The following is a 21,707-nucleotide window of genomic DNA, read 5'->3' on the forward strand; positions in this document are numbered from 1 at the left end:
CTGTTGAAAGGCTATCAGTTGACGGGAGACAAACAATGCCTGGAATGGTTTGAAAAAGTACATGACTATACATGGACACATTTCAAGGATAAAGAACATCCCGAATGGTATGGATACCTGAACCGCAGAGGAGAAGTGTTACTCCCACTCAAAGGAGGAAAATGGAAAGGATGTTTCCATGTACCAAGAGGCCTGTACCAGTGCTGGAAAACATTAGAAGAAATAACAAATATCGTATCCTAATTAGTTCTAAATTTAATATTATGAGAAAAATTCTATTTTTAATTTTAATGTTAAGTTCTGTCGGTATACAAGCACAGAATTTAATCGTGAAAGGAGTCGTCTCTGATGAGTCCGATGTATTGCCAGGAGTAAGTATCTTTGTTGAAGGTACATCTAAAGGAACAATTTCAGATATTAATGGAAAATACTCTATTGAAGTAAAAAAAGGAAGCAAACTAGTTTTCTCTTATGTAGGTTATCGCACAGAAAAGCTGGTAGCAAATGCTCCTGTACTAAATGTGAAAATGAAGGCTGACGCTATTCAGTTGGAAGAAGCAATAGTAGTAGGGTATGCTAAACAGAAAAAAGCAACATTAACTGGAGCTGTATCTTCTGTTAGTTCTGAAACTATAACAAAAAGAAGTGTAGCATCTTTATCTACTGCCTTACAAGGTGCTATGCCAGGGGTGACTATTCAACAGACTTCAGGTGAACCTGGTGGTGATGGTGGTTCTATTCGTATTCGCGGTATCGGCTCTATTAATTCAAATACGGATCCGTTAGTTTTGGTTGATGGAATTGAAATGAGTATCGATCAAGTAGATGCTAACACAGTAGAAAGTATTTCTGTTTTAAAAGATGCTGCTTCTGCTTCAATATATGGTTCCCGGGCGTCTAATGGTGTTATTCTTATTACAACCAAAAGAGGTCAAAAAGGAAAAATAACAACTACATATAGTGGTTACCTAACAATCCAGCGCCCAACTAATATGCCTGAACCTGTTGCTGCATGGGAATATTTACAAGCAGAACTAAATGCTTGGGATAATGCAGAAATTACAGTATCCGACGCGCAAAGAGCTCAACAACTGCAACAGATAGAAGAACAAAAAACATTACGTCCGGATAATTGGAACAGGTACGATACTGATTGGAAAGATGAAACGATGAAAAATCATTCAATCATGCACAACCATAATGTAACAATTAGTGGTGGTAGTGACAAACTGACTTTCTTTGGATCTGGTACTTACCTATACCAAGATGGTTTGATACCTAATGATAATTATAGTCGTACTAACCTTCGTTTAAATGCAGATGCTCAAATACTTCCATGGGCTAAGTTTAGTATTGAAACAGCATTAAGACAAGGTAAAAAAGTAAATCCGGGTTTGAGTACTCCCAAACAGATTATCAATCAGTCTTTATATATGTTGCCCACTCTTTCTGCTGCCAGAGAGCTAGATGGGAATTGGGGATATGGAAAGAATGGTATGAATCCCACAGCTCAAGCATACGATAGTGGAGAAAAAATAACAAAAGGGACAGATGCTGTGGTAAACGGAACATTGACTCTTACTCCTATCAAAGGCTTAGAGCTTGTAGGACAATATTCTCGCCGTCAATCCACAAGTAGAGGGCGTACATTAATAACTCCATATACGACGTCTCTAAGAGGTCAAATCATGGGATCATACCCTACAGATGATTCACTGACAGAAAGCTGGAGTGAAACCGTTAGAAATTATTATCGTGCACAAGCTTCTTATGAGAATAAATTCTTTGATCATTATGGAAAAATACTAGTTGGGTTCCAAGCAGAAGACAATCTAAATACTTCATTCTCTGGCGGAAAAAGAGGATTCGATTTGGGACGTTACTATTTAGGTAATGGAGATTCTGCTACCGCAACTTCTTCCGGTGGTGCAAATTCTTGGGCTATGATGTCATGGTATGCCCGCTTGAATTACAACTACAAACAACGTTATTTACTTGAGGTGAATGGTCGTTATGATGGTTCTTCTCGCTTTACTAAAGATAATAGATGGGGATTCTTTCCTTCAGTATCTGCAGGTTGGGTAATTTCTGAGGAAAGTTTCATGGCACCAACTCGTAAAGTACTTGACTTCTTAAAAGTTCGTGCTTCTTACGGTCTTTTAGGAAATCAGAACATCGGTAATTATCCTTATGCTGCAACCATTGCAACCGGATATGGATATTATTTGGGCGGTGAAGAAGCAGATAAAGAATTAGTATCAGGTGTTGCTCAAACAACACTAGCCAATTCGGATATTAGTTGGGAAAAATCAAAGCAAATAAATTTTGGTATTGATTTTAGTTTGTGGAATGGTTTGTTAAGTGTTACAGCGGATTATTATATCAAAAATATTTATGATATGTTGATGAAGTTTCCATTACCATACTATGTAGGAATGAGTCCGGCGTATACTAATGCAGGAGATATGTCCAACAAGGGTTGGGAAGTAAGTGTCAGTCATAAAAATAAATTAAATGACTTCACGTATGGGGTAACATTTACTTTAAGTGACAACCGAAACAAAATCACCAATCTAAACGGACTTAATTCTCAGGATAAAACAATGGTAGAGGGCTATCCTAATAAAGGTATTTGGGGATATGTGACTGATGGATATTATAAAGATTGGGATGATGTTAACAATTCTCCTAAGTTAGGGGATGCTCGTCCGGGATTTGTTAAGTATGTTAAAATGTACCAGGGTGAAGACTCTGACCCTATGACAATTGATACTCGTGACATGGTATATCTTGGTGACCCGTTCCCACACTTTGAATATGGCGTAACGTTAAATGCCGGTTGGAAGAACTTTGACTTCACAGCTTTCTTCCAAGGAGTCGGGCAACGTGTGAATTATATGAGTGGAGTTGGTCTTAAACCTTTTGCTAACGGTTCGAATCTTTTCAGACATCAAATGGATTCATGGACTCCGGATAATCAGGATGCAGCATACCCCATTTTGGTTCCTGAAGCTAATGCAGGTCCTAACTATCAAAAATCCGATAAATGGGTACGAGATGCCTCTTATTGTCGTTTGAAAAATGTTGTTTTAGGCTATACTTTACCTAATTCATGGACTAAGAAATTAAATATTGGTAGCTTGAGAGTGTATGCAAGCGGACAGAACCTATTTACCATCAGTAATTTCTATAAGGGATATGACCCCGAAGTTGCATATAGCGGCTCTGTTGGAGGGGAATTCTACCCCATTATGCAAACATTTACGTTTGGTATTGATTTAAAATTTTAAATAATCAAATATTATGAGAAAAGCAATCAAATATATATTTAATAACAAAGTTCTTGCAAGTGGGGCTTTGATATTATCACTAGGAATGGCAGGCTGTAGTGACTACTTGGATAAAGAGCCTATGAGCGAATATTTATCGTCCAATTTTTATAATAACGATGGCGCAATAGCACAAGGTGCTAATGGGTGTTACCAGCGTTTACTGATGGATCATAGTAATACTAGTAGTATACCTTATTGTATATTATGGGATATGTATACGCCTTATGGTATCGAACGTGCGGACAACAGTTCTATTGGTGTTGGTAATATTGAGTTACGGACAAATTTCACAGTAGAACAAACGTGGGCTATTTTATATACTTCTGTAGCAAGATGTAATTCTGTGTTAGATGGAGCTAAGCCTTTTTATAATGAATTAAGTGATAAGGCTAAAACTTATCTTGCAGAAATTCAGGTTTTGAGATCTCATTATTATATTCAACTAGTTTCTTTATGGGGTGATATTCCATATTTTACATCTGCAGTAACGGAAGAACAGACAAAGCAGGTTTCACGTACTCCTTGGAAAGAAGTTGTAGACGATATATTAAAGACATTGGATGAAGCTGCCGATATTTTACCTTGGACAGCGGCTAATTATGGACGTGTCGACAAATCAGTAGCATTAGGATTGAAAGCAAGATTGGCTTTATATGCCGGTTCATGGTGTAAATTTGGTTTTGGCATGGATGGTGAAAAAGATCAGGTTAAAGCCACAGAATATTTTAAAATTGCAGCTGCAGCTTCTAAAAAAGTTATAGACGAAAGTGGACGTGATTTGGCTACTAATTATGCAGATCTGTTTACACGGATAGGACAACTAAAAGAGGACGTAAAAAAGGAAACGATGTTATTTATGATGTTTTCAAACCAAATTCATTCGTTTACTCAATATATGTCTCTAGGTGAACAAGTTCGTATGATTGGACAAAGTGGACGTTTTCCTACCCAACAGTTAGTTGATACCTACGAAATGAAAAATGGTAAACGTATTGATGAAACTGGTTCCGGGTATGATCCTAAGAAACCGTTTGATAGTCGTGATCCTCGTTTAAAAGAAACAGTTTATACTCATCATGATGTTATCATCGGGAATACGGGTGGAGACAACAAAATGAAATTTCTGATGGAAGTTTATAATCCTCAAACGACCTCTTGGGATAAGGATGGTAATGAAAAATTGGTTGCCAACTTAGATTATGCAGGTGCTGTTGCTCAATATGGTTACGTAAGTAGTGGTGTGGGATTTGCATGGAAAAAGTACAATCATTTCGATGATGAAGCAAATGCTAATCCAAGTTATAATATTCTGATTATGCGGTTTGCAGAAATTCTTTTGACTTACGCCGAGGCTAAAATAGAACTTAATGAATTAGATGCAACAGTAGTGAATGCAATTGACCGAGTCAGAGCTCGTGTAAATATGCCTGGTATCTTATCTGTTGATCCGACACGTGAGAATGATCAATTAAAGATGCGGCAAATTGTCCGCCGTGAACGTAAAGTGGAATTAGCCAAAGAGGCATTGATGTTATTTGATATGCGTCGTTGGAGAACAGGGGATGTTCAGAATGCTGAACCTACTTATGGTTATCCGAAGGCAACAGGTGTTGATCCAGCCACAGGAAAATATCCCGATGGGTATGAACAGGCCACTCCAGATATGGTTCCTTCATATGGTGCTCCAGGATCGGATAGAGATATAAACGATATTGCCAGTTATGCTGCATACGGTGATAAACTAAGATCTCGTGATAAAGGTCGTAGCTGGAATAACAGACATTACTTATGGCCTATCCCGCAAACAGAGCGGAATAAATGCCCTTGGTTGGAACAGAATAAAGGATATGGTGAGTAATATATAATGTGTTTAGTATGAATAGATTAATTATTTTATTATCATTACTGTTAGTGCCGGTTTTTATATCGGCACAGACCGTAGTGACAATTGAAGCTGCAAGTCCAGATCCGACATTAACTGTACGTGGTCCTGAGAAGCAGATAGACTTATTCAATAATCCTGTTTGGGAAAAGCAAGAAAAAGGTATTGTTTTATTATCTACGGAATATCAAAATGCTATAAAATCTACTCAAAGCATATATACGGCCGTAATAGTAAATAAAGATATGAAGGTAACAAAAGTCCTGAACGGCGTAATCTCTAAGAATATCCAACCTGTATTTAAAACTCCTTTAAATATAGAATTAGGACAAGCAGAGTTTGCATTAATTGGTTATGATGCTGATTACTCAAAGGATGGCTATCGTAAGTTTCTTGCTGAAAATTTTCATGTAGGAGATGTCGTAAAGCTAAGAATTAATGGAGAAATACATTCATTGGATAAAGTAATTGCTTTTTCCCAAGGCAGTATTCCGCCTCAAATAGAACTGGATAATGATTTTTTATTTACTGTTGTTGGAAGCAAGACTACATTAAGCGGTTGTATTGCTAATTATGATAGAAAAGCCGGTTATCAGTTGTTTATAGAGAACCAAACAGAAATAAAGCCAGTATCCCTTACAGCAAAAGGATTATTTCACAGTCAGTTAACTCTGAATAATGGTACTAATTTCTTTAACTGGATTTTGAAAAAAGGCGGGAAAGAAATTACTCGTAAGCCTGTTGCTGTCTTTTCTAAAGCTCCCGATCAACAACAGAGCGAACTGGTTATGTGGGTGGAGCAATTTCCTAATGCAAAGGTGTTGACTAATAGAGAAGCAGTAGCCACTATGGTTAATAACGTAAAGAAAGCTGGATTCACTTCAATCGGGTTGGATGTAAAAGGACCGGAAGGATATGTTTCTTATCGCAAAAATGATCTTTCAAAGACTCCTTACCTGACAGCAACTAAAAATCCGAACAAACGAGTAAAGGATGATGGTTTCGATTTATTGGAAGTTGTACTTCAGGAAGCACACAAAATCGGATTGAAAGTTTATACTAGCTTTAATTTCTTCACGGAAGGAAATATAACTGTAAATGATTATGCAATTCTTCACGAGCATAAAGATTGGGAAGAAATAGTGCAACGTCCGGAAGATAAAGGCAAACTTCTGAAAATCACGGAAAGTACAAGAGGAAAAGAAGCAGCAAAAGGTAAGTTATTAGCTTTAGCTTTTGTGAATCCTTCTAATAAAGAGGTACAGGACTTTCAATTGTTGCGTGTAGAAGAAGTTCTAAAAAATTATGATATAGACGGCATTGTATTAGACCGCTGTCGATATGATAATTTATATGCCGACTTTAGTCATGTAACTCGAAACGCCTTTGAAGAATATCTGGAAAAAGAAGGAAAAGTTTTAGAGAATTTCCCTGCTGATGCTTTTAGAATAAATAAAGAAGGCGTATTAATAAAAGGCAAATTCTTTAAAGAATGGATTACTTTCCGATCTCAAACTATTTGTGATTTTACCAACCGGATTCGCTTATTAGTAGATAAGTATAAAGTTGAAAAGAATCCGGATTTGAAAATGGCAGCTTATGTAGGATCTTGGTATGAGGTGTATTATCAGAATGGAGTAAATTGGGCTAGTAACCAATTTAAATATGATGATCGATTATCATTTCCGGATAGTGAGATCTATGGAGAAAGTTATAATAAAACAAGCTACTTAAATAACCTTGACTTCCTGATGATTGGCACCTATTATAAAACGCCTAAGGAAGTTAATCGATACATAACTTTAGGGAACATTCTTACATGTGGACAAGTTCCATTGTTAGGTTCGATGAGCTTGCCTGATTTAAGTGTTTCCGATCAGGGGAAGGTGTTTGGTGCTTCGTTAAAGAATTCATCAGGTCTGATGATTTTCGATAATTGTTATGTTGATTGGGAAACTTTCTTCGAACAAATGAAAATAGCTTTTTCCATTAAGAAAAAATAATGAACCATATAATACTCGTGAAAGATGAAAAAACTAATAAATTTAATATTCAGTATGGTGTGCATTGCTGCACTCTTTACTGTAACTTTTAGCTCTTGTTCAGATGATGACGAAAACAGAGCCTATGAATCTGTGCAGATAGTAGGAGTCAAAGTGAACAATGAATTGTACACGCCTTCTTCCGTCAGCGCAGCTGAAACGACAGTATTGATTCCCGCCGGAGTTGACTTATCTAAAGCTAAACTACAATTATTGGTTATAAATGGTACTGCCAATTTTATAAACGATCAAGAGTATGATGCTCGTAAACCCCTTGATTTGACATTAAATGGATTTGACGGAACTACGGTGCAGACAAAATTGCGTATCCAGTCTCCTCCTAAATTGGTGTCTTTTATAATAGAAGGAATGACTGTTCCCAATAGTGATATTCATACTGGTGAAAAATCATTGATTGTCCAGGTTCCGGAAGAGACTGACCTTACAGCGTTAAAGGTTACCATGGAATATATCAATGGGACAATTATGGACTTTCAAAATGGTGTTACATTGGACTATACTAATCCGAGAAGTTTTAAAATAAAAGGTGTAGATGAAGAAACAGTTTATACTTACGAGTTTATTATTACTACGGAGAAAGTAGGTCCTGCATCTATAAAAGCGATGACTATCAATGGCATTGAAACTGATTATGTACTTACAGATGATAAGAATGTAGCTGTTCCATATATTCCGGCATTGATGGATTTCACATCTGTAAATGTAGAACTGACTGCTGGATTCGGTAATAAAATAGACGAGTCTTTCACTGGCCAGGGATTGAATCTAATGAATGGTAATAATAAGGTTTTAATTAAAGGAAGTAATGGGGTGACTACAGAATTCACAATTGGCATACCTCAAATTTCTACAGAACCTACATTTAAGAAAAACTATACAGAATTAGTCGGATTTGGATCTGACAATCTAATTTGTACAGCAATTAGCGATCCTTATATTGTTGCGAGCAACCATTCTTCTTCTAGTAAAACCCCTGCGTATTTTGACTATACGGGAAATAAAATAGATAATTTGAGTGCAGTTGGATTAAGTATTGCGACACATGGTATACGCATATTGGCAACAGATGACAAAGGAAATATTCTTGGAGCTGCATTAGGAACGGATAAACCTGTAATGTATCGTTGGAGTAGTGTGACAGCAAAAGCTACTGAATTTATTTCATTCGATAAATCAGTCATTGGTGAGACTGCAACTCCTCGTTTAGCGGGTATTAGTATTATTGGTGATTTGGATGGTGATGCTACAATTGTAGCTCCTAAAGCACAATCTGTAGATGTATTTGTTTGGAAAGTTACAGGAGGTGTGCTAAATCCTGTTCCTCAAAAATATATATTTCCTGTTGCTACTCCAAGTTTTTACTGGACTGTAAATCCAATGCCCATCGGTATGTCCGGATATATGGGATTCTATACAGCAAAGGGTGCTAATGGCCTGATTTGGTTGAATAGTACAATGGGAGAAGTTTCTAGAATGTCTGGTCTTATTACTACTGGTGGCGATATAGTAAAAATAGAAAATCGTGTGTATGTAGCATATACAGTATATGCTGATAGTAAAGGTATTATGCGTATATGTGATATTACGGATGGTAAATATAATCAGATATTTAATTATACTATGGAGGCATCAGGAGCTAATGGTAACAGTACGACTTCTGCCTCTTTAATGGTGAAAAACAATGAATTATATGCAGTATTTGGCTGCACCGGTTCCGGCTTATACTTCTACCGCATAGCATGCAAATAATAACTAATAAATAAGACCATGTCTAATTGACATGGTCTTATTTAATCTCTTATTTAATATGAAACAGAATTATAATTATATATTTCTTCTTACTTGTCTCATTATAGGAGGTACAGCTTGTTCCCATAAATACAGAACATCTTCTTCCAAGCCAATAGAAACATTCTTTAAGAATGAAGTGAAACCAGAGAAATTCATTGAATGTTTTCCCGGTGCCTATTACCGCAAGGTAAATTCCAGTAAGGATGTTTGGTTGGGAGTTGGAGGAACTGTTACCTTACCTCAATTATCATTCGATCAAACTAGAAAAAACACTAAGAAGCCGGGACAGTTTCTTGATAATCCATCTGTATATTTAGGAGGAAACATGGGAGATCAGGAGACTGACTTCGGATTAGCGTGGGAAGTTATCCGGGAAAAAGATGGTAAACTATCCAAAGAGAGGAAAGCTTTTCGTCCGTTTATGAGACGTAGTGAGCATATTAATGGACAAAAGCCCAATTATGCGCAAGCACCACCGGAAGATAAATACTATTGGTATCCGGGCGAAAAAGTCACAATGTATTTTCAAGTGTTAGAACCTCGTAAAGTACATTTTGTGATAGAAGGAGCCGGAAAACGCTTTGAATGTGATTATGATTGTGAAGGTTATATTCCGGGAGAACTGGGAACCTTTAAACGTGTAAATGCAATTGACCAAGTTGCGAATGAAGGTAAACCAGTGCAAGCAACGAAAACAAAGGTTTTGAATAGCCGATGGGATGAGAGCTATTATTTTAGAAAATATAAAAATGAAATTGTGAAAGTACCGATTCACGAAGGCCGTTTCACAGATATGCGTTGTCCGGACAGTCATTTCTTTGAAGTAACATCAACTGATGAAGGTCGAAAGATAGGAGCAGAAACTATTAGTATTAATGGAAATGGGTATTGATCCTCAAAAGAATATTATTGATTAACAAAAAACTTATTTAAGATGAAAAAATATTTATTCTATTCATTATTTTTGAGTTTAGCTATGGGATTCTATAACTGTTCTGACAGTGACGATGGAGAACCGGAACCAGAACCCACAGATCCAATTAACACTTACTTTAAAGATGAGATAAAGCCACAAGCGAGTGTTGCCTGCTTTGCCGGTGCCTATTATCATAAAGCCGTAACAAGTAAAGATTTATGGCTAGGTATCGGAGGGACAATAAAATTGCCTACAGCAACTTTCGATGAAGAACGTAAGAATCCTAGTAAACCAGGACAATATCTTGATAATCCTTCTATATATTTAGGAGGGAATATGGGTGGACAAGAGACTGATATAGGCCTAACCTGGGAAGTTGTTAAGGATGAGCAAGGTAATATCAGTGCTGAAAGAAAAGCATTCCGTCCATTCATGAGACGTACAAGTCATTCGAGCGGACAGGCATCTAACTATTCAAATGCTCCTGCGCAGAAAGAATATTATTGGTATCCGGGTGAAGAAGTCACCATTTCTATTCAGATCATAAGAAGTGGGGTTCTCAAATTTATTGTAGACGGTAATGGTAAGCATTATGAGTCAGAATATGAATGTGCCGGATACAAACAAGGAACCCGTGGAGAATTCAAACGTGTAAATGCTATTGACCAAGTATCTAATGAAGGAAAACCGACACAAGCCACGAATACAAAAGTTGAAGGTGCTCAATGGAAGGAAAGTTTTTTATTCAGGATGTATGACGGTAAAATAGTAAAAGCTCCACTTCATACAGGAAGATACACTGATATGCGCTGTCCGGATGCAATGTATTTTGACATAAATTCAACAGAAGCAGAAAAGAAGACTGGTGCTGAATCCGTAAATATTAATGGTGCAGGATATTAATAAATATATATATTATTTCAAATAATAAGTCATGAATAAAAGAGCTTTTTCTCTTGATGCTTTAAGGGGATATGCCATTATTACTATGGTTTTATCAGGTACTATTGCTTCAGGAGTATTACCAGGATGGATGTATCACGCACAAGTAGGTCCCCGCTCTAATTTTGCATTTGACCCATCATTTTATGGAATTACATGGGTTGATCTAGTTTTCCCATTCTTTTTATTTGCAATGGGAGCGGCTTTTCCTTTTTCTATCGGCAATAAACTGGAAAAAGGAGAATCTAAATTAAGAATAGCATGGGATTGTCTATTACGTGGATTCCGGTTGACATTCTTTGCAATTTTTATTCAGCACATGTATCCTTGGGTAACATCTTCTCCGCAAGATGTGCGGTCATGGTTGTTAGCTCTGTTTGCATTTGTTCTGATGTTTCCCATGTTTATGAGAATTCCGGTTAAAATGTCTAAATGGTTACGTGGAGGGATACAACTATCTGCCTATACGTTGGGCATTGTCATGTTGCTTACTGTAAATTATGTAAATGGTAGAGAATTTAGTCTGTCATATAGTAATATTATTATTCTGGTTCTGGCAAATATGTCCATTTTCGGTTCGCTGGCATACTTGTTTACTGCAAAAAATAAATGGGCTAGAATAGCAATCCTTCCATTTATTATGGCTGTCTTTTTAGGAAGTAAAACAGATGGTTCCTGGGTAAAGGCTTTGATGAACTATTCTCCAATCCCCTGGATGTATAGTTTTTATTATTTGAAATACTTGTTTATTATAATTCCCGGAAGCATTGCCGGAGAATACTTAAAAGAATGGTTACAAAGCAAAAGTGAGGCTGATTCCTCTTTAGAAGAAAAAAGGAGAATTCCCCTGATTTTATTATTAACTATCGGGATTATTATTTTTAATCTGTATGGTCTGTATACACGTCAGTTATTATTAAACTTGTGTGGCACAGTTGTTATTTTAGTTTGTATTTATTGGCTTCTGAAAACAAGAAGCAATAATATGGATTATTGGAGAAAACTATTTGTTGCTGGAGCTTATTTACTTATGCTGGGATTGTTTTTTGAAGCATATGAAGGCGGAATTCGTAAGGACGATTCAACCTATAGTTACTATTTTGTTACTGCCGGCCTTGCTTTTATGGCTATGATTGCTTTTTCAATACTATGTGATATTTATAAATGCCGACAGCTGACACGTCCATTGGAAATGGCGGGACAAAACCCAATGATTGCTTATGTGGCCACTAATCTAGTAGTAATGCCCGTGCTGAATTTAATAGGGGTAGCATCATATTTATCCTATCTGCAACAAAATGCCTGGCTTGGTTTCTTACGGGGAATTATTATCACCACATTGGCAGCATTAATAGCTATCATTTTTACAAAACTTAAATGGTTCTGGAGAACATAATAGAAATATGAAACTACTAATAAAAAGAATAACATATGTCATCTTAATCCTGTGTTCCTATTGTTCTTATGGTGAAGCAAAAATTCAGCTCCCTTCTATTTTAGGTAATGGGATGGTGCTTCAACAAAAGTCGGAGGTAAAGCTATGGGGAAAAGCTACACCTAATAAGAAAGTTGTTGTATATACCTCATGGAACGCACAGCAGCAAGAAGTAGATAGTAATCAAAAGGGGGATTGGTCGGTGGCTGTCACAACTCCAGAAGCTGGAGGACCATATACTATTCGCATTTCAGATGGTGAAGAACTGATATTGGATGATGTTTTAATTGGAGAAGTCTGGCTGTGCTCCGGACAATCAAATATGGAAATGCCAGTGAAAGGTTTTCGTGGTCAACCTGCCGCAGAATCACAGAATACGATAGTAAATGCAAATCCTAATCGTTCGTTAAGATTATTTACAGTGCAGCGTGCCTACAGCAGTGTTCCACAGGAGAATGTTACTGGCCAGTGGGAAAGGAATACTCCGAAGTCTGTTTCTACTTTTAGTGCCGTTGCTTATTATTATGGCGATCAATTACAGAAAGTTTTAGGAATACCGGTGGGACTGATTCATGCTTCTTGGAGTGGTTCTTCAATTGAGCCATGGATTAGTAAAGAAAACCTTCTACAATTTCCTGAAATAGATCTGACTCCGGCAGCAAATCCACAATCGAAATATGCAAATGGTACTCCTACTGTATTGTATAATGCCATGATTAAACCGCTGGAGAATTATAATATTAAGGGAATGATATGGTACCAAGGAGAGTCTAACTCTGCACGTCCGGAACAATATCAGCGTTTGTTTGCTGTGTGGGCTAAACAAAACAGGACATTGTTCCGTTCAAAAGACTTTCCCATTTATTATACAGAAATAGCTCCTGTTGCATCCCCTGTAGACAGACCGTTTCAAAGGGCTATTTTCCGAGAAGCACAATTGGAAAGCATGTATGAAATCTCTAATACAGGTATGGCTTTCACAAACGATCTTGGTTCGGAGAAATTCATTCATGCTCCCCAAAAACGAGAAATTGGACAGCGTTTAGCATATTGGGCATTAGCTAAAACATATCAGTTAGAGGGATTTGAATATAGTGGTCCTATCCATCGTTCATATATGAAAAATGGAAAGGTTATTGAGATTCTTTTTGATCATGCAGATGATGGACTAAACCCGGAGAATGAACCTTTAGTGGGCTTTGAGGTTGCGAGCGATGATAGTATATTTTATCCTGCCAATGCCGAAATCATAAATGGAACCTCTCGAGTAAAAGTATGGAATGACAAAGTAATTCAGCCGGTTTATGTACGCTACGCTTTTCGTAATTTTTTGCGTGGAAACCTGATAAACAATGCCGGATTACCGGCAGCTCCTTTCCGAATGGATTTGCGAAAATTAGATTTTCAGAATCCTGAAAATCTAGGATGGACTCGCGTCACTACTTTTGGTAAATTACCTGAATACGTTAATGTTTATCATTCTCCGGAATGGATTGAAAGTACACGAACAAATGCTTATATAGCAGTTATAGATACAAAGAAAGGAGGAAGTTTAGATGTAGGAGGTGAAGAAAGTGGGGTAAAGACCCCGACTGAATTTTACCAGTCAGAAAAAAGAAAACCAGTGATTGTATTAAATGGAGGATATTTTGCCAATGGAAAAACTGTTAGTCTCATATGTAAAGATGGAAAAATATTATCTGACAACATATCTGTTGTGAATCGTATATTAGAGGGTAAAAAGACTGCATATTATCCTACCCGTTCTGTTTTTAGTCTTTATAAAGATGGAACATATCATGTTGACTGGATATATAAATCAGATCAACAGACCTATGCATATGATATGCCAGCCTTGAACAGTTCTACACGCCCTCCACTATCGGTTCCATCAAAAGGTTTTCCGAGAGGAGCAAAAGTCTGGAACGCCAAAATGGGAATTGGCGCAGGTCCTGTGTTAATCAAGGATGGAATGATTCGTAATAGTTGGGTAGAAGAACTGTTAGATGTTGCAAGTGGCATAAATCCACAGACTTGTCAACCTCGTTCTGCAATAGGAATCACGCAAGATGGGAAACTAATTTTGTTCGTTTGTGAAGGACGTGAACAAACACCGGATGTTCCAGGTATGACTTTAGACCAACTTGCCCGGTTGATGAAAGCATTTGGATGTGTAGACGCGCTTAATTTAGATGGCGGAGGTTCGAGTTGTATGTTGATTAATGGTAAAGAGGCTATAAAACCGTGTAATAAAGAACATCAACAACGACCAGTTGCTACTGTATTATTTGCAAGATAATGTAATCTAAAAACTATAATAAGAAAGAATAGTTAAATTATCAATTAATCATTTTTTATTCATGAGTGAAAAATTGAAGTTTTGTTTGTGTCTTGCAATTTTATTTATAAGCCTGCAAAGCATAGCAAAAACAACAGAGCAAGGAATCCGCGGAGTTTGGGTTCCTGCTCCTCGTTTCACCTCTGTATTACATACTTATCAGGGAGTGAAGAACTTTGTAAAAACATTGGATGAGTTGAATATGAATTCTATATTCCTTGTATCTTATGCGGAAACTAAAACAATATATAAGAGTGATGTATTGATGCATTATTCTACTTATAAGACACCAGAAGAAGGCTATCTGCTAAGCGGATATTCTAAACAATATCAAAGTCTAACTAATGACCCGATACGTGATTTGATTGATGAGGCTCATAAGCATGATATAAAAGTGTTTTTTTGGTTTGAATATGGTTTTATGGGGGAAGGACGTCCGATATCACTCGATAATCCTTTATTAGCAAAGAATCCTCACTGGTTAGGAATAGACAATCAACAACACCCCGCCAATTACAATCAACACGATTATTACTTCAATGCCTATAATCCTGCTGTACAGAACTTCTTAATAGAACTAATAGAAGAGGCATTGACGCTTTATCCTGATTTAGATGGTATTCAAGGTGATGACCGCTTACCTGCTATGCCTCGAAATTCTGGATATGATACTTATACAGTCTCCCTCTATCAATCACAACATCAAGGGAAAAATCCTCCTACAGATTATAATAATTCGGAATGGGTACGTTGGCGTTTGAATATTTTAAATACCTTTGCAAAACGATTATATAAAAGGATTAAAGCAAAGAGCCCGAATGTAATGATTAGTTTCGCTCCCAATCCTTATCCCTGGTGTGAAGAAAATCTGATGCAGGAATGGCCTCGTTGGTGTAAAGAGAAAGTTTGTGATTTGTTGGCTGTTCAGTGTTATCGTTATAATATTGAAGCGTATCGTGCTACGGTTTCAGAAGTATTGAAATATATACATCAGAATAATCCAAACCAATTATTTGCACCTGGTATGATTCTGATGGAAGGGAGTAGTTCCAAAATGTCACCAGAACTGTTACGGGAACAACTTCGTGTTAACCGAGAGTTGGGGATTAATAGCGAGATTTATTTTTATAATAAGGGGATTGATAATCCTTCTGTTAGAGAGGTCTTGAAACAGACATATTCCCAGAAGATTAAATTCCCAGAAAATTAAATACTATGATAAGATATATTTTGATTGGACTTTTACTTTGTGGACAAGCTATAAGTTTTGCCCAAATTATATATCACGATGCATCAAACTTCCCCTTATTGGGAAAAGCTACAGAAGTTAATAATGCACGATACGAAAGGTTTCCAGATTCACTAAAGAATATATCTCGTTCTCCTCTTTGGAATTTGAGTCGTAATTCGACAGGAATGGCTATACGGTTTCGTAGTAACTCTACTCAAATAGCGGTGAAATGGGAAAATCTTTTTAATAATCATATGAATCATATGACTGATACAGGAGTAAAAGGTCTAGATTTATATTGTTTGGAGGGAAATGGGCTATGGAGATTTGTGAACAGTGCCCGACCAACAGGAAAGATAAATCAAGCAACGATCATTGCCAATATGCAACCGGAAGAGAGAGAGTATATGCTTTATCTTCCTCTTTACGACGGTCTTGTTTCCTTGTCCATAGGAGTGGATTCGTTAGCCACCATCGATCAGCCTTTAATTGATTATCCGATCCGTAAAAAGCCGGTTGTATTTTACGGCACTAGTATTCTTCAAGGAGGTTGTGCTTCACGTCCCGGAATGGCACATACAAATATCATATCGAGAAGATTGAACCGTGAATGTATCAACTTGGGATTTAGTGGAAATGCACTTTTAGATTTAGAAGTGGCCAAAGTGATAGCCGAAGTGGATGCCAGTGTTTTTGTTTTAGACTTTGTGCCTAATGCTTCTGTAGGACAGATGAAAGAACGAATGGAAACTTTCTATCGTATTATTCGTAGTAAACATCCGGATACGCCAGTCATTTTTATAGAAGATCCTATTTTCACTCATACGCTTTATGATGAAAGAATAGCTAAAGAAGTACAAAGAAAGAATGATACGCTAAAGGAAATATTCAATCGGTTAAAGAAGGAAAATGAAAAGAATATCATTTTTATCTCTTCCAAAAATATGTTGGGAGAAGATGGAGAAGCTACTATAGACGGTATTCATTTCACAGATTTAGGCATGATAAGATACGTTGATTTAGTTTGTCCAATCATTAAGAAAGCAATCAAATAAAATAGTGACGCTATCGGCTCGGTATAGCGTCACTATTATCAAGACTTCTGATAGATGGCCTTTTGCACATTATATTAATAGAAACAAATATTCAAATACCAAAATGATATTTTATCATTTTGGTATTTGAATGATGCTATAATTGAATTTATTCGGGCGAACAGCCTGGTGTGGAGGAAAATCGTATAGATTAGCTATTAGTATTATTCAGAAATTAAAGAAATTCTTTCCTTATGGAGCACAATCATTAATTATTTAATATCATACATTGCATAGTGAAAGCATTTTTCAATCTATTTACACTTTTTGTTCAACAAAACAAGTTCATAAAAGTATTTCTAATAAATCAAGAAATCTCATTTTCACAAGTAAAATGCGCTTCCTTTTAAACGTATGTGGTGTTTCTTATAAACCAACCGTATGTTTCTTTAAAACTAACCGTACGTTTCATTACAATCAACCGTATGTTTTTTACAAACAATACGGTAATTTATATGCAAACGACCGTTCTTTTATTCGTAATTATGCATATAAATACCGTATTTTATTGTTTTCTCGCTCTACTTTCTTTCATTCATAAAAAGTGGGAAATAGTAGAATCAAAGAAAGAACGACAATATGTCGATCAATTTAATATAAAATAATCACATTGATATTTATGTTCTCCAAAACCATTTGATTTTTGTGAAGAACATAGTTACTAAAACAGCCAAAGAAGTAAGGATTACTCCTTGAAGAAATCCCAACCAGGCATTTTGTTGAAAATAAGATAATAATGAAGCAATTCCAAGTATATTAGCCAATGGCATAATCAACAAATCGCCGACTACATAAGCTATCATCGGATTCTGACCGGACATCACCAAAAAACGAGTACTTTTGACACACCGGAAATAATCACAAACGATACTTAGAAATAAAAGAGCCAGGAAAGCCAACCCGGAAGTAACAAAGAAATAACTAAAAGTAGTTGGATCTTTTTTAATACCATCCTGAAAAGGCTCAAAACACAAACCCAGAAGAAGTAAATATGCCCCTGCGTTAAACAATTTTCTCCATAATAGAGCTATTCCGTCCACTTTATGTGGAAATACACACTTGCCAGCTAATAACAATAAAACAGTAACCACAAGATTAACAACCAAATGACGAGTGTATAGACCGTAAAGATTGCTAATGATGATAACAACGGATAATATCATCAACATGATACTCATTTTACGATAAGGAGATGTAGCATAATCATCCGTCTCTTTTTTATATGCTTTCATCCACTCCGCTAAATACTCCCCGGCTATACTGCCGGGAATAACGATAAATAAGTATTTCAAATAGTCAAATCGATACATCCATGGCAGAGGAGTATAATTAAATACATTCTGTGTCCACGAACCATCAACTGTACTCCCTAATATCATAGCCATCAGCAATATCAGAATTCCTAAACGCATCCAACGATTATGCATTGTGAAAATGTAAAGGATAGAACCGAAAATAGCCATATTGGCTAACAGCAAAATTATGATATTACTGGAGAATAAACTGAATGTTTTCCCATCCGCATAAGAAGTGGCAGCCAACATAATAGCAGCAACCATGTAAGCTCCAACTTTTATTGAAGTATGTGCCCAATCCGGCATTTTCAAAGGAATACGCATGAACATGGGAAATAGAACAGCAAAACAGAGTATAGCCAGTAGCCATGCCCTCATATCTTGCGGAGAGCTTAACATATACGGATAAAAATGCTGGATGAAAATAGCAAAGAAGGTCAACTGAATCCCCCGTTTGACAGCTTCATAAACGAGTTTTAGTTTTGAATCACCTTTTTCAGCACGTTTCCTTATGGAAAAAGGAAATGCAGCTCCCATAGCGAACAGGAAAAAAGGAAACACAAGATCTACCCAAGTAATACCGGGCAACAGAGGATTAAACACATGATCCGGCGGAGGCGTTTGAGCATGGCTCATCCAACCGGGAAGAACATGCGTTACGATGGTAGCCGAAAGCACCATCGTAATAATTGCATATCCTCGTAAGGCATCTAAAGCTAAAGCTCTGTTGTTCATAAAGCTCCTCCCTCACGCATTCCTTTTTCTACTTCTTTCCAAAGATTCTTTTGAATGATGTGCACTATATCAAACACCATTAGTCCATCCGATCGACGAAGGTTCATTTCTATTGTTTCGGATAATTTCCCCGGATTATCATAGAACTGATCCACCAAGATACCACCCATAAACTTGTTATCTTTAAGAATCTGACGCAAGTGCTGACAGGAACCTTCTACACAGTACCATGTACCAGCTTGAGCTTGCGAGTCTGTCTCATTCCAGATGTTGCGGTTCGTTTTCCTGTATTCCTCTATCGTTATGTCTATATAGTAATTTCCAGTTGCATACAAATCGACTAGTTCCGCGTATCCGTAATTTTTATATTCGGGAGTGGCCCAACTAAAGTCTTGAGCCGGGTCATACTTTTTGCTGGCGAAATTAACTCCCACTTCGTAATAAGACGGATACCAAGCTCCGGTATATGTGCCAAAAGAAACTTTTGGATTGGCAGCCTTCACTTCCTTACGTGCCAATGCCATAAAATCAGTAATATTTTTCGTTCTCCATTCAATCCATTTCTGGAAATACTTTCCCGGTTGTGTGATAAACTTGCCATCCGTATTCTTCTTCCAAACAAAAATATCTTCGGGGAACTTAGCCACTTTCTTACCTATATATGCTTCAAACTTTTCACGTGAAAGCGGCGAGAAGTCAGCTGTTATACCATCATAGCGTACGCGGTCGAGCATCAGACCATCCAAATCAGGATATTTAGTCACTACTTCTTTCAGTACATTTAGAATATGCGTACGATATTCCTCGTTCAAAGGATTAATCATAGCACCATATTTCTGTTTTTCTTCCGTAATCGGAATAATGCCTTTCTCGGGAGTATATACCATGGATGCCCAGTCCGAATGTCCGCTATACACCATTCCACGATCGAAATAATTGTGTCCGGCACAAAATACATTTAATGAAGCATGAACCTCAATCCCCAATTCATGTCCTTTTTTAATGAAGTATTGCAAATAATCAAAATCTCCGGCCTTTGCGCCTTTCCACTCTTTCATTTGTGGGGCAAACTGACTTTGATAAAGTACTTCTCCGGTAATGGGTCGGATGTCCACTATTGCATGGGTAAAACCTACTGATTTGATTTTCTCCAAATAGTAGTCAATTGAGTCTTTATGGCTGAAACGTTCGAAATTAGCTTCGGCATCGAACCACATCAGTGCAGGTTTCTTTTTGATTACAATCCGGAAAGGAGAAGCTGGAATCGCTGCATTATTGCATAATTCTCCCAACATATAATTCCGGAAACAATAGCGTACCTCTATCGGATCATTGATCGAATCATTCCAGACCTTTACGGTAGAAGAGCCATTGATAATTTCCGCTTTGGCTGGCCGGAATATACCATCCATTCCCACTATTTCAAACCCTTTCACGTTTTGATTCTCCGGAGTCAAACCTTCTTCACCATATTCAAAGTCTATTTCTACTACATTCCCTTTTACCCGGTGGGATTTATATATAGGACCGGAATATTGAAAACCTTTGCGATGATACGTCTTTGCCAATGCCCAATAAGCCAGTCGTTCACCGACCTTTATCTTATAGGGTGAATGAATAAAGGTTTCACTCCCGGCGTCACCTGTGGTCACCATCCCAACATTTGGAACAGCTGACATCAATTCCAACTGACATTGACGGAACCAAGCCCAATCCAGTTTATCATTACCTTCCGATTTCCACGGTGCAATCTGTACGTAATAAAATGGCATTTGAGGATTGTTGAAGAATGTTCTCCATTGAGAAACCATTGCAGGAAATAATCTCTTATATAATCCGGGATCGGGTGTGTTTGCTTCACCTTGATACCAAATCACTCCTTTAACAGGAAATCCTTTCCATGGATTCACCATTGCATTCCATAACAATGTGGGAGTCCCTGCCGTCCACCCGAACTCTTTCTGTGCTACATCGGGCAATGCTATTTCCGGAAAGCCTGATAAAGTCTCTTTATTCATCCAAGCCTCTATTTTTGACATACTCCAGGAACAATGTATCAGACCGACGGGAACATCTAAAGATTGCTGTAACTGATTGCCAAAGAAATAGGCCGTTGCGCTGAAATCAGCAACATCTTCCGGAGAGGCTTCTTTCCATTCTCCTTCCACCCCAGCTTCCTGTGGAGTGGTACTCCAGGCATTTTTTACAGTATAGAGACGCAGTGGACGTTTGGGATTGGCAGATACGATGTATGTCTGGGATCCAAACACAGGCTGTCCACGGAATCCTTTCACAGGCATTTCCATATTCGACTGTCCGGAACAGAACCAGACTTCTCCTATCAAAATATTCTGTAACGTGAGTTCTTCTCCATCTGAAAACGTAATACTGTATGGTCCTCCAGCTACTGGTGTTTGGAGAGTAAGCTTCCATTCACCTTTTTCATCAACATTCGTTTGGATTTTTTTATTATTCCATGAAGCGATAGCCTGTACACGTTTGCCCGAAGTCGCTGTTCCGGAAAAAATGACTTCCGATTGTTGCTGTAACACCATATTATCCCCCCAAATGGAAGTAAGGGTTACTTTCGCTTCTGCCTTGAGGAGAAACGACAAGCATATCAATAATATAAAATATTTGGCTTTCAACATAT

13 protein-coding genes are annotated in these 21,707 nt (G+C 37.3%); 11 read left to right on the forward strand and 2 right to left on the reverse strand.

The window, feature by feature from the left end; genetic code table 11:
- The 11 genes from I2I04_RS22010 to I2I04_RS22060 form a co-directional block, all read left to right on the forward strand.
- Positions 1 to 243, forward strand: a 243-nt coding sequence (locus I2I04_RS22010) for an AGE family epimerase/isomerase (RefSeq protein ID WP_195655869.1), incomplete at its 5' end; no start/stop codon positions are given.
- Between the two features lie 47 nt (positions 244 to 290).
- Positions 291 to 3,290, forward strand: a complete 3,000-nt coding sequence (locus tag I2I04_RS22015; RefSeq protein WP_195655888.1) for a SusC/RagA family TonB-linked outer membrane protein — start codon at positions 291 to 293, stop codon at positions 3,288 to 3,290.
- 13 nt (positions 3,291 to 3,303) lie between these two features.
- Positions 3,304 to 5,190 carry a RagB/SusD family nutrient uptake outer membrane protein gene (locus I2I04_RS22020; protein WP_195655870.1) on the forward strand — a complete coding sequence of 629 codons (1,887 nt, stop codon included), beginning with the start codon at positions 3,304 to 3,306 and terminating at the stop codon, positions 5,188 to 5,190.
- A gap of 17 nt (positions 5,191 to 5,207) precedes the next feature.
- Positions 5,208 to 7,217, forward strand: a complete 2,010-nt coding sequence (locus I2I04_RS22025) for a family 10 glycosylhydrolase (RefSeq protein WP_195655871.1) — start codon at positions 5,208 to 5,210, stop codon at positions 7,215 to 7,217.
- A 24-nt stretch (positions 7,218 to 7,241) separates the two neighbouring features.
- A complete protein-coding gene (locus I2I04_RS22030) occupies positions 7,242 to 9,026 on the forward strand; it encodes a hypothetical protein (protein ID WP_195655872.1) in 1,785 nt (594 codons plus the stop codon).
- A gap of 58 nt (positions 9,027 to 9,084) precedes the next feature.
- Positions 9,085 to 9,960 (forward strand): hypothetical protein, encoded by an 876-nt coding sequence (locus I2I04_RS22035; protein WP_229127030.1) that lies wholly within the window; start codon positions 9,085 to 9,087, stop codon positions 9,958 to 9,960.
- Between the two features lie 42 nt (positions 9,961 to 10,002).
- On the forward strand, positions 10,003 to 10,887 hold the full coding sequence (locus I2I04_RS22040; RefSeq protein WP_195655874.1) for a hypothetical protein: 885 nt from the start codon (positions 10,003 to 10,005) through the stop codon (positions 10,885 to 10,887).
- 31 nt (positions 10,888 to 10,918) lie between these two features.
- Positions 10,919 to 12,322 (forward strand): DUF5009 domain-containing protein, encoded by a 1,404-nt coding sequence (locus I2I04_RS22045; RefSeq protein WP_195655875.1) that lies wholly within the window; start codon positions 10,919 to 10,921, stop codon positions 12,320 to 12,322.
- Positions 12,323 to 12,329: 7 nt separating this feature from the next.
- Entirely contained in the window at positions 12,330 to 14,660 is a 2,331-nt protein-coding gene (locus tag I2I04_RS22050; RefSeq protein ID WP_195655876.1) for a phosphodiester glycosidase family protein, read from the forward strand.
- A gap of 61 nt (positions 14,661 to 14,721) precedes the next feature.
- A complete protein-coding gene (locus I2I04_RS22055; protein WP_195655877.1) occupies positions 14,722 to 15,909 on the forward strand; it encodes a glycoside hydrolase family 10 protein in 1,188 nt (395 codons plus the stop codon).
- Between the two features lie 5 nt (positions 15,910 to 15,914).
- Complete coding sequence (locus tag I2I04_RS22060) at positions 15,915 to 16,985, forward strand: SGNH/GDSL hydrolase family protein (RefSeq protein WP_195655878.1); 1,071 nt, start codon at positions 15,915 to 15,917, stop codon at positions 16,983 to 16,985.
- A 656-nt stretch (positions 16,986 to 17,641) separates the two neighbouring features.
- Here I2I04_RS22060 and I2I04_RS22065 read toward each other — a convergent pair.
- Together I2I04_RS22065 and I2I04_RS22070 are read right to left on the reverse strand one after the other, a co-directional pair.
- On the reverse strand, positions 17,642 to 19,054 hold the full coding sequence (locus I2I04_RS22065; RefSeq protein ID WP_195655879.1) for a DUF5009 domain-containing protein: 1,413 nt from the start codon (positions 19,052 to 19,054) through the stop codon (positions 17,642 to 17,644).
- Positions 19,051 to 21,705: an alpha amylase family protein gene (locus tag I2I04_RS22070; protein WP_195655880.1), complete on the reverse strand. Its 2,655-nt coding sequence runs from the start codon at positions 21,703 to 21,705 to the stop codon at positions 19,051 to 19,053. The genes I2I04_RS22065 and I2I04_RS22070 overlap by 4 nt, the downstream gene beginning before the upstream one ends.
- Positions 21,706 to 21,707 lie beyond the last annotated feature (2 nt).

It is taken from the genome of Bacteroides sp. 1001136B_160425_E2, assembly GCF_015559655.1.
Taxonomy (GTDB): domain Bacteria; phylum Bacteroidota; class Bacteroidia; order Bacteroidales; family Bacteroidaceae; genus Bacteroides; species Bacteroides luhongzhouii.

Coding starts and splice junctions, on each gene's coding strand:
- I2I04_RS22015 (WP_195655888.1), top strand. CDS start 291: ATGTTAAGTTCTGTCGGTATACAAGCACAGAATTTAATCGTGAAAGGA.
- I2I04_RS22020 (WP_195655870.1), top strand. CDS start 3,304: ATGAGAAAAGCAATCAAATATATATTTAATAACAAAGTTCTTGCAAGT.
- I2I04_RS22025 (WP_195655871.1), top strand. CDS start 5,208: ATGAATAGATTAATTATTTTATTATCATTACTGTTAGTGCCGGTTTTT.
- I2I04_RS22030 (WP_195655872.1), top strand. CDS start 7,242: ATGAAAAAACTAATAAATTTAATATTCAGTATGGTGTGCATTGCTGCA.
- I2I04_RS22035 (WP_229127030.1), top strand. CDS start 9,085: ATGAAACAGAATTATAATTATATATTTCTTCTTACTTGTCTCATTATA.
- I2I04_RS22040 (WP_195655874.1), top strand. CDS start 10,003: ATGAAAAAATATTTATTCTATTCATTATTTTTGAGTTTAGCTATGGGA.
- I2I04_RS22045 (WP_195655875.1), top strand. CDS start 10,919: ATGAATAAAAGAGCTTTTTCTCTTGATGCTTTAAGGGGATATGCCATT.
- I2I04_RS22050 (WP_195655876.1), top strand. CDS start 12,330: ATGAAACTACTAATAAAAAGAATAACATATGTCATCTTAATCCTGTGT.
- I2I04_RS22055 (WP_195655877.1), top strand. CDS start 14,722: ATGAGTGAAAAATTGAAGTTTTGTTTGTGTCTTGCAATTTTATTTATA.
- I2I04_RS22060 (WP_195655878.1), top strand. CDS start 15,915: ATGATAAGATATATTTTGATTGGACTTTTACTTTGTGGACAAGCTATA.
- I2I04_RS22065 (WP_195655879.1), bottom strand. CDS start 19,054: ATGAACAACAGAGCTTTAGCTTTAGATGCCTTACGAGGATATGCAATT.
- I2I04_RS22070 (WP_195655880.1), bottom strand. CDS start 21,705: ATGTTGAAAGCCAAATATTTTATATTATTGATATGCTTGTCGTTTCTC.